Source organism: Gilliamella sp. Gris1-4 (genome assembly GCF_001690335.1).
Classification (GTDB): Bacteria; Pseudomonadota; Gammaproteobacteria; order Enterobacterales; family Orbaceae; genus Gilliamella; species Gilliamella apicola_P.
Genome location: NZ_LZHA01000043.1, coordinates 52,082 through 61,994 on the forward strand (window position 1 = coordinate 52,082; position 9,913 = coordinate 61,994).

Annotated in this window: 9 protein-coding genes; 6 read left to right on the forward strand and 3 right to left on the reverse strand. The window is 36.1% G+C overall.

Annotated features, from left to right (window positions below; genetic code table 11):
- Window positions 1-94: 94 nt before the first annotated feature.
- Window positions 95-967 carry a shikimate dehydrogenase gene (locus A9G31_RS05880; protein WP_065560865.1) on the reverse strand — a complete coding sequence of 291 codons (873 nt, stop codon included), beginning with the start codon at window positions 965-967 and terminating at the stop codon, window positions 95-97.
- A gap of 184 nt (window positions 968-1,151) precedes the next feature.
- Between A9G31_RS05880 and A9G31_RS05885 the strand changes: the two genes are divergently transcribed.
- The 4 genes from A9G31_RS05885 (at window position 1,152) to radA (ending at window position 6,332) form a co-directional block, all read left to right on the forward strand.
- Window positions 1,152-2,495, forward strand: coding sequence for a Na+/H+ antiporter family protein (locus A9G31_RS05885; protein ID WP_065560866.1), 1,344 nt, complete (start codon window positions 1,152-1,154; stop codon window positions 2,493-2,495).
- A 37-nt stretch (window positions 2,496-2,532) separates the two neighbouring features.
- Window positions 2,533-3,822: a 16S rRNA (cytosine(967)-C(5))-methyltransferase RsmB gene (rsmB, locus tag A9G31_RS05890; RefSeq protein ID WP_065560867.1), complete on the forward strand. Its 1,290-nt coding sequence runs from the start codon at window positions 2,533-2,535 to the stop codon at window positions 3,820-3,822.
- 146 nt (window positions 3,823-3,968) lie between these two features.
- Window positions 3,969-4,943 carry a phosphoserine phosphatase gene (gene serB / locus A9G31_RS05895; protein WP_065560868.1) on the forward strand — a complete coding sequence of 325 codons (975 nt, stop codon included), beginning with the start codon at window positions 3,969-3,971 and terminating at the stop codon, window positions 4,941-4,943.
- Window positions 4,944-4,952: 9 nt separating this feature from the next.
- Window positions 4,953-6,332, forward strand: a complete 1,380-nt coding sequence (gene radA, locus A9G31_RS05900; protein ID WP_065560869.1) for a DNA repair protein RadA — start codon at window positions 4,953-4,955, stop codon at window positions 6,330-6,332.
- Window positions 6,333-6,431: 99 nt separating this feature from the next.
- Here radA and ppnN read toward each other — a convergent pair whose 3' ends face one another.
- On the reverse strand, window positions 6,432-7,808 hold the full coding sequence (gene ppnN, locus A9G31_RS05905; protein ID WP_034913512.1) for a nucleotide 5'-monophosphate nucleosidase PpnN: 1,377 nt from the start codon (window positions 7,806-7,808) through the stop codon (window positions 6,432-6,434).
- A 253-nt stretch (window positions 7,809-8,061) separates the two neighbouring features.
- On the opposite strand from ppnN, the gene A9G31_RS05910 reads away from it, so the two are divergent.
- Both A9G31_RS05910 and A9G31_RS05915 read left to right on the forward strand, forming a co-directional pair.
- Window positions 8,062-8,859, forward strand: coding sequence for a hypothetical protein (locus A9G31_RS05910; protein ID WP_065560870.1), 798 nt, complete (start codon window positions 8,062-8,064; stop codon window positions 8,857-8,859).
- A gap of 37 nt (window positions 8,860-8,896) precedes the next feature.
- Window positions 8,897-9,601: a hypothetical protein gene (locus tag A9G31_RS05915; protein WP_065560871.1), complete on the forward strand. Its 705-nt coding sequence runs from the start codon at window positions 8,897-8,899 to the stop codon at window positions 9,599-9,601.
- A 4-nt stretch (window positions 9,602-9,605) separates the two neighbouring features.
- Here the strand turns inward: A9G31_RS05915 and A9G31_RS05920 are convergent.
- A partial coding sequence (locus A9G31_RS05920) for an integrase core domain-containing protein (RefSeq protein WP_141671333.1) occupies window positions 9,606-9,913 on the reverse strand: 308 nt, incomplete at its 5' end.

Below are 9,913 nucleotides of genomic sequence, written 5' to 3' on the forward strand. Positions count from 1 at the left end.
TAAAAATTCCGTTAATAGACCATAATTTTATCTGGTTTTAATTTTGTATTAAATAAAACAGTAGCATGCAGTCATTAGCATAAGAAATTATTTATTAATCATTAAAACCCATTTGCTCTTTCACATATTCAATAGGGGCATCTTCGCCTGTCCAAATTTTTATTTGAGCTGCACCTTGCCATAACATCATGCCAATACCATTTAATATTTTACAACCTTGTTGCTCAGCTATTTCAAGTAGTTTTGTTTTACGCGGACTATAAATACAATCTGTAACAACAAGATCGGGGGTTAACATTGTTGGATCTGTAATTAAGCTTTTTCCTTCTAACGGTTTCATTCCGACACCTGTTGCATTGCAAAGTACGACACTATCTGAAATTTCTTTGCGTAGTTGATCTTTATCGGCCAGATCGATAACGCGTACATAACATTGAGTATTTTGATTTAATTTTTTCGCAATAGCTTCTATTTTTGTATAGCACTCATCCTTTTGATTAAAGACAGTGATCTCTTTTACGCCATCAAGAGCAGCTTGTACAACAATGGCCGTTGCAGCCCCTCCAGCGCCTAGAATGGTTATTTTTTTGCCTATCACATTAATGTTGGCTTCTTTTAGCATACGCATGTAGCCCATTCCATCTGTGTTATAGCCTGTTAAAACACCATTATCGTTTGAAATAGTATTACACGCACCACTCATTTCCACAGCAGGTGTTAACTTATCAAGGTATTGGCAGACTAGTTGCTTGTTGGGCATAGACACGGCACTGCCACGTAATCCTAATGCTCGAATTCCTTTAATTGCGTCAGGGAGTTTTTTTTGGTCAACTTCAAATGCTAAATAAACATAAGGCACCTTTAGTTTAGAATAAATGGTATTTTGCATTTGAGGGGATAAGCTATGGCGAATAGGGTAAGCCATTAAACCAATCAATAGAAAATGTCCGTCGATGTTATTTCTCATTAGCAACTCTCCATAATAGCCCTACTGATTAGTAAGGGGGTATTTTTAGAATTCTTTATTAGAATATTTTTAATTTTATATATATTTATATATAGATGAAAGAGTGAGTATACACTATCGATTGCACTTTCAACATCTATCACCTAGAATAATAAGTTTTCGTCTTAACTAAGAATCTATTTTTATGAATACAGTGCTTGATTTGTTTTCTTCAATAAATGCGGTTGTAGTTGCGGTAATTTGTATGTTAATTTTATCTCTTTGCCGTGTTCATGTCGTTATTAGCTTAATAATTGGCGCATTTGTTGGTGGGCTATTTAGTCATTTATCGTTAAAAGAAACCATTGATGCATTTAATACTGGGATCAGCAATGGAGCTAATATTGCGCTTTCTTATGCTATGTTAGGTGCGTTTGCAGTGGCAATATCGAAATCTGGCTTACCCGAATTATTGGCTGATAAAGCTATTAAGCAACTTACATCAAGCGACGCAAAAAAACGTATCAAGTGGATTTTGATTGTTATTATTGGGTTAGTAAGTATTTCATCGCAAAATGTTATTCCTATTCATATTGCTTTTATTCCGCTTTTAATTCCACCGCTTTTATACGTAATGTCCCGCTTACAGCTTGATAGAAGAATGATTGCTTGTATTATGACATTTGGATTAATTACGCCTTATATGTTTTTACCAGTAGGATTTGGGAATATCTTTTTAAATCAAATTTTATTAAAAAATATTACCGCATCAGGAATGGATGTTAGCCATGTAAATGTAATGCATGCAATGGCAATTCCTGCATTAGGCATGTTTGCTGGTCTATTATGGGCTATTTTTGTTAGTTATCGTAAGCCTAGAGAATATAAAATTATTCGTGGAGAGGCAAATCAAGATGCTTTAAAAGATGTGAATAAGCGTTCTCTTATTGTTTCATTATTGGCGATTGTTCTATCTTTTACTGTTCAACTTTATACTGGTTCAATGATTTTAGGTGCCTTAATTGGTTTTATTTGCTTTATTGTGTCAGGTTCGATTAAATGGGGCGAAGCTGATGGCGTTTTTACGGACGGCATCAAAATGATGGCTATGATCGGGTTTGTAATGATTTCAGCACAAGGTTTTGCCGAAGTGTTAAAACAGACTCATGAAATAGAACCTTTGGTTATCAACAGTGCAGCATTATTTGCTGGTAATAAAGTGATTGCAGCTTTTGTGATGATGCTAATTGGGCTGGTTATTACATTAGGTATTGGATCTTCATTTTCGACAGTCCCTATCATTGCTGCAGTATATGTCCCACTTTGTGTACAACTCGGTTTTTCACCAATTGCCACCGTATGCTTAATTGGTGCATCAGGTGCGATTGGTGATGCGGGATCGCCGCCATCAGATACTATTTTAGCGACCTCAGCAGGGCTAAATCATGATGGACAACATGACCATATTCGCGATAGCGTTATCCCAACATTTACCCATTTTAATATTCCATTATTTATTGCTGGTTGGGTTGGATCGTTAATTTTATAAGTTAATCCAATTAAATGAATTAAGGTCGTTATTCATTATGAATAAAAAATCATCCCAAAATATTAGAGCTATTTGTGCGCAAGCTATTTTTAATGTGCTAGAAGAAGGACAGTCATTAAGCGCTACATTGACAACTTTAAACCACAAAATAGCCGATAAAGATAAGGCGTTAGTACAAGAAATTTGTTTTGGTGTGATGCGAGTATTACCTGAACTCAATTTTTATATTCATACTTTGATGAGTAAAGTGTTAACGGGTAAAAATAGAATTTTACATGACCTATTGTTAGTGGGTATTTATCAGATTCTTTATACCCGTATCCCAGCACATGCGGCAGTCGGTGAGACAGTTAATGCGGTCAATACTCTCAAAAAAACACAGCTTAAAGGGGTTGTAAATGGTGTGTTGCGTGAGTTTTTGCGCCAACATACATCATTACAACAAAAATTTACGCAAGACAGCAAGCAACAAAACCAGAAAACATTACACCCAAGTTGGTTGTTAACACGCCTTAAGCAAGCCTATCCAGAGCAGTGGCAAGCTATTGTTCATGCTAATAATCAAAAACCACCAATGTGGTTGCGAGTTAATCTTAACCAATATTCAGTAAGTGATTACCAACAATTACTTGCTGAACAACAAATTGAGTCTGATAGCTTTCCAGAGTTACCTAGTGCTCTGCGATTATTGTCGCCTGTCAATGTAAATAAATTACCTTGTTTTGATGGGGGTGCTGTCACGGTACAAGATCTGTCTGCGCAATATGCCGCTTATTTGTTAGCACCGAAAAATGGCGAGCTCATTTTGGATATGTGCGCAGCACCTGGTGGTAAAACCACACATATTTTAGAAGTTGCTCCAAAAGCACAAGTTTTAGCGGTGGATATTGAGCCTAGCCGAGTGAAGCGCATTCACGAAAATTTAACTCGATTAAAATTACATGCCGAAGTTAAAGTTGGTGATGGATTAACCCCAGAACGATGGTGTGAAGGGCAACAATTTGATCGTATTTTACTTGATGCACCTTGCTCTGCAACAGGCGTTATTCGCCGTCATCCAGATATAAAATGGTTACGCCGAGATAGTGACATCATGCAGTTGACTGAATTACAATACGCCATTTTAACTAAAATCTGGGCTTATTTAAAAACTGATGGTACTTTGGTTTATGCCACTTGTTCAATCCTACCAGACGAAAATAAATTACAAATTGAGCGTTTTTTACAAGAAAACACCAGCGCCAAATTACAAGGTGAACTTAAACAATTTTTACCTACTGAAAATGGTGGTGATGGTTTCTTTTATGCAGTATTAAAGAAAGTATAATTTGACTTTTTACTTTTATTAAAAACTTTCCGGTTACTATGTGTTTGAGTATAAAAAACTAAAAAAATCACACAATCCTGATTTGGACAATCTTTAGTAGTTGTGATAAATTTTGGAGTTATTTTATCTTATAAAGATGTTCAGATATGGCTTATACTCTCACCTACAATGATTTACCTGAAAATATCCAACATTGGCAAGGTTTACCGCTGTCATTAAATGGCTGTGAAGTGGTTCCTTTAGATTATAATGCAGGTAAAACAGGCTGGATTATTTATGGTAAAAAGTTAAATAAAACAGTCTTATCAAAATTCCAAGATCAACTTGCTATGCCAATGGTGATTGTTTCATCATGGAAAATCAAAACTTATCAGATTGTTCGTATTGCTGGGGTGATACCTAAAAAAGCCAAATCAATTTCATTAGCATTAGGTATTGATGTTGCCCCAATCGATAATTTACCCACGCTACGCTCCCCGGGGTTACTTGTTATGGACATGGATTCGACAGCGATTGGCATTGAATGTATTGATGAACTGGCCAAATTGCATGGTGTAGGGCAGCAAGTTGCAGCGGTAACTGAACAAGCGATGCGAGGTGAACTTGATTTTGCCACGAGTTTGCGAAAACGTGTGGCAACCTTAAAAGGCGCACATCAAGCTATTTTAGATCAAGTTAAAGATAATTTACCACTTACTCCTGGGCTTACTTATTTAGTAAAAGAACTGCATAAAAAAAATTGGCATGTTGCTATTGCCTCAGGCGGTTTTACCTATTTTGCTGATCATTTAAAGCAAAAGTTAAAATTAGTTGACGTTTATGCTAATGAATTAGAAATCAAACATGGTAAATTAACTGGTAAAGTTTCTGGTCAAATTGTTGATGCAAAATATAAAGCAAGGACATTACAACAACTAGCAGCATCGTTGGAAATTCCCATTGAACAAACTGTCGCAATTGGTGATGGAGCCAATGATTTGATGATGATTCGTATTGCTGGTCTAGGTGTTGCTTATCATGGTAAACCTAAAGTTGTCGAAAAAGCACGAATTAGTATTAATTATGCTGATTTAACGGGTTTATGGTGTATTTTATCCACTAGTTTATTAAGTGAAGGTTAGGAGATTAAATTGGCAAAAGCAGTAAAACGTGCTTATGTTTGTAATGATTGTGGAGCAGATTACCCACGTTGGCAAGGGCAATGTAGCTCATGCCATGCTTGGAACACCATTACCGAAGTTAGGCTTGCAAGCACCTCTTCACGTAACGACAGATTAACGGGTTATGCAGGTAGCGGGATTGGGCAAGCCAAAATTCAAAAATTGTCCGAAATCAGTTTAGAGGCACTGCCAAGATTTTCAACCGGTTTTTCAGAATTTGATCGTGTGCTTGGTGGTGGTGTTGTACCAGGTAGTGCTATTCTCATAGGAGGGAATCCCGGAGCAGGTAAAAGTACGTTATTACTGCAAACCATGAGTAAGCTCTCATCACAAATGAATACACTTTATGTTACTGGTGAAGAATCACTCCAACAAGTTGCAATGCGTGCCCATCGATTAGGGTTACCTGCGGATAATATTAATATGTTGTCCGAAACCAGTATTGAGCAAATCTGTTTATTGGCTGAGCAGTCCCAGCCTAAATTAATGGTGATTGACTCTATCCAAGTGATGCACCTTACTGATATCCAATCTTCGCCTGGTAGTGTCGCTCAGGTTCGAGAAACAGCTGCTTATTTAACACGTTTTGCTAAAACAAAAGGCATTGCCATTATTATGGTTGGGCATGTTACTAAAGATGGCTCTCTTGCTGGCCCAAAAGTACTTGAGCACTGTATTGACTGTTCAATTTTATTGGATGGCGATGCCGACTCACGTTTTAGAACACTGCGAAGCCATAAAAACCGTTTTGGAGCAGTAAATGAGCTGGGTGTGTTTGCTATGACTGAACAAGGTTTAAAAGAGGTTAGCAACCCATCAGCAATCTTTTTAAGCCGTGGAGATGAAATGCTACCGGGTAGTTCGGTAATGGTATTGTGGGAAGGTACTCGCCCATTACTGGTCGAAATCCAAGCGCTAGTCGATCACTCGATGTATGGTAATCCAAGACGTGTGACTGTAGGATTAGATCAAAATCGGCTTGCATTATTGCTTGCAGTATTGCATAGGCATGGGGGATTGCAAATGGCCGATCAAGATATTTTTGTTAATGTTGTTGGTGGTGTAAAAGTTACCGAAACAAGTGCGGATTTAGCATTGATTGCAGCACTTGTATCAAGTTTTCGCAATCGTCCGTTGCCACAAGATATCGTTATTTTTGGTGAAATTGGTCTTGGTGGCGAAATTCGACCAGTACCAAGTGGACAAGAACGTATCTCTGAAGCGGCTAAACATGGTTTTAAAAAAGCAATTGTACCTATTGCCAATATGCCGAAGAAGAAGCCCGAAAATATGCAAATTTTTGCAGTTAAAAAAGTGTCAGAAGCACTAGATATTTTAGGTGATTTTTAAAAACCATATAAAATAGTAATAGTTAAAATTAATCCGCCAATAAGATTATCGGCGGATTAAAGTTGGATTCAATTTTATTAAATGGGTTAATATTATTGTTTAATAACAAATTTCATAACAAGGTTGATAAGCGCTTCCTCCTGGTAATTTCATTCGGTTTTGTTTAACAAAACTACGCAATAAATTATCAAGTTGCTGCATAATTTCAATATCACCTTGTAATTTGTATCGACCATTTTCGGCAATTTGCTTCATACCAAATTCTTTAACATTTCCTGCAACAATACCAGAAAACGCACGACGCAAATCAGCGGCTAACAGCTCGACAGGTTGCTCACGATGAAGATTTAATGAAGCCATATTAGCGTGAGTAGGTTCGAAAGTATGTTGTAATGATTCATCAATTTTTAATAGCCAATTAAACCCATAAGCATCACCTGTTTTTAAGCGTGAAGCTTTAACATGCTTAACACCCTCTTTCATAATACGAGCTACTTGTTCAGGTGAATCGATAATAATTTGATAAAGTTTAGTGGCCTCATCGCCTAATGTGCTACGAATAAAATTATCTATTGAAGCAAAATAATCTTCGCATTCTTTAGGTCCAGTCAGAATAAGAGGTAGGGTTTGGTGTTTATTTGCAGGGTTTAATAAAATACCCAGAATATAAAGCAACTCTTCAGCGGTGCCTGGTCCACCAGGGAAGATAATAATGCCATGAGCCATTCGCACAAACGCTTCAAGGCGTTTTTCGATATCGGGCATAATAATCAATTCATTGACTAATGCATTAGGCGGTTCTGCTGCAATAATTGACGGTTCGGTCATACCAATAAAACGGCTTTCTTTATAACGCTGTTGCGCATGACCAACGGCAGCTCCTTTCATTGGTGCTTCCATAACACCTGGACCACAACCAGTACAAATATTAAGTTCACGCAAACCAAGTTGCATACCTACTTGACGGGCATAATAGTATTCATTTTCGTTAATCGAATGTCCACCCCAGCAGACAACCAAATTTGGCTCTTCACCCACATGGAGCGCATTGGCATTGCGTAAAATAGAAAAAACAAGGTTTGTAATATAAAACGAATGATCCCTTTCAAATTTGAAATCGGAAATAAGCTCTTTAACTGCACTGATTTGACTATTCAAAAAAAGGATATCGCGTAACACTGCAAACAAATTAGCTTGAATTGAACGAATAATTCGACCATCAACAAAAGCGCTTTCTGGAGCATTAACCAACTCCAACTTGACACCTCGCTCTTTACTAATCACATTAATTTCGAAAGACTGGAATCTATCTAATAGATCTTTCGTATTATCGGTTTTACTACCTGCATTTAGTGTTGCTAACGAACAATTTCTATATAATTTATAAAGTTCGCTATTGGCAGATTTTTTCAGAATATCGACTTCTGCCTGAGCAAGTAGATCCATTGATCCTAATGGGCTAATATGGGTGATCATTACAACCTCCATTTGACTATTTTATCAGCAAGGCGACTATTATATACTTAAACTGATTGAATAGGAAAAGTGGATCAATTTAATTAATTCAACACTTTGTTTTTAATTGATAATTTTGAATAAATATTCGAAATTAAGTAACTTATTTTAAGTTAGATATTAAATGAATTAATTTTTAATGTGGCTAATAGTTTAATCATAATATAAAATTATTTGGAATTTTACTTATGGAATTCAATGAGATATAGAGTTAATGAAGAATGACTTTTACTTATTAAAAGGAACTGTAAGCTGTTTACAAGTAGATAAAAATCCGCAACAAACTGACACTAAGCTGACGGTGACGGATCGAATAGAAAAAGATTTTTATGCAATGTTTTGTTCAATTATCGCATTGATTTGCTTTTTTATTTCTTGTCGCCCGCCTTTAAGGGGGCAACGCTTTTGTTGCCAGATCGGCAATAAAAAAGTAGAGGGAAGGCTTAACACGATTGGTTTTAATGAGGGCGATTATGTTGAAATGCTTGTTAAGCCGCAAAAAAATGATGTTTACCAGCCTTATGCCGTACGAATTCCCAAACAACATTCGATAATTTTTCCGAAAAATATTGGTTTAACAACGTTCGCACTTTTAAAAGTTATTTTTATTTTGATGACGATATTTGCCGTTGTTTTCCTGCTTATTTTGTTAATTATTGAACTATTTAACGGTTGTTCATTAAATTATATTTTTAACATATTTAAATACTGTTTTTTGGGGTGGATCATTGCAATTATTGTTGTTTTTTTGATAGGTGGAGGAGGATACTCTTTTATTTCTAATCAAATTTATGCCTGTTTTGGGTATGAAAAACCGTGGAAATATGATTCTGAAAAAGAAAAGGAACGCTTTAAAAAATTGTATCGAATCAATGATCCTGAAATATTTAACGATCCACAGACCCCTGACTTTGAAAAATTCAAAGAATTTAAAGCATTAACAGATTACTACTGTAGAACGCCAACTTTACCTAATTGGGTTAAAGTCATTGATGAACGAAACAAAAAATAACAAATAATTCAATAGATAAATATAAGGAATAAAAAATATGGAACAGAATATAGGCGATAGCCATTATTACCAAATTATTACTGGTTATATCACCGATCTGGAAGTCTATGACACACAAGAAAGTTATCTTAATGCTCGCAAACTAGCTGGATGCCCTGATGTCAATTTACGAACAATAGGGCATTTAGATTTAGTTTCTATGGCTAATAGTATGAAAATAAATGCAGCAAAAATTCAAAACATTGATTACGATACAGCCGATATTGAGCAGTATTTTTGCTGTAAATTAGGTGATAAGGTGATTGAAGGCGTATTTTGTCGAACCTTTTTTAATGAGGGAGACTACGTGGAGGCGGTTGTTGATCCACTAGCTGGAGGATCCTATTTTGCTTATGCATTACGCCGTCCTGCCGATAAGCTTTTATGGTTACATCCTTATGCAACAGAGGGAACAGAAGCTGGCAATTCAAAACTAAATATACCTATTTTACCGCGTATTTTCCTTATTGGTGCTGGAGGATTGGGGGCATTTACTTTCTTTTATTTTGTAGTAATGGCCTTTTCTAAAAATAATTTTTCGCTACTTCTTATGGCTGCTATGGGATTATTATTTATTTTACCAACTTATTTATTCTCTTCTGCATTTAAAAAATCAAAATCCGGTTCTGCTATTGCTGATAAGATTTTTGCGACTTTGGGGTATAGTTGTAAATACCCCAAACTTAGTACACAACTCACGTAGAAAATTAAGCTGCTTGTTTTAGTGTTTTATACTCAATCGGTGTCATGTTATTTAATGCCTCATGCGGTCTTTCGGTGTTATAAATCGTTAGCCATTCTTCGGTTATTTTCCTAGCTTGTGCTAAGTTGTTAAAAAGATATAAATCGAGTACTTCAGTACGATAGGTACGATTAAATCGTTCAATAAAGCCATTTTGATAAGGGCTACCGGGCTGGATATAATCAATGGTTATATCATGTGATTTAGCCCAGTTTATAAAGGTTTTTCCTGTAAATTCTGGCCCATTATCGACCCGTATTTTTAATGGATATC

What these genes read in the sequence shown, in the direction of transcription:
- ppnN (WP_034913512.1), bottom strand. Translation starts at nt 7,808, where the DNA reads ATGATCACCCATATTAGCCCATTAGGATCAATGGATCTACTTGCTCAG.
- A9G31_RS05880 (WP_065560865.1), bottom strand. Translation starts at nt 967, where the DNA reads ATGAGAAATAACATCGACGGACATTTTCTATTGATTGGTTTAATGGCT.
- A9G31_RS05915 (WP_065560871.1), top strand. Translation starts at nt 8,897, where the DNA reads ATGGAACAGAATATAGGCGATAGCCATTATTACCAAATTATTACTGGT.
- serB (WP_065560868.1), top strand. Translation starts at nt 3,969, where the DNA reads ATGGCTTATACTCTCACCTACAATGATTTACCTGAAAATATCCAACAT.
- A9G31_RS05910 (WP_065560870.1), top strand. Translation starts at nt 8,062, where the DNA reads ATGAAGAATGACTTTTACTTATTAAAAGGAACTGTAAGCTGTTTACAA.
- rsmB (WP_065560867.1), top strand. Translation starts at nt 2,533, where the DNA reads ATGAATAAAAAATCATCCCAAAATATTAGAGCTATTTGTGCGCAAGCT.
- A9G31_RS05885 (WP_065560866.1), top strand. Translation starts at nt 1,152, where the DNA reads ATGAATACAGTGCTTGATTTGTTTTCTTCAATAAATGCGGTTGTAGTT.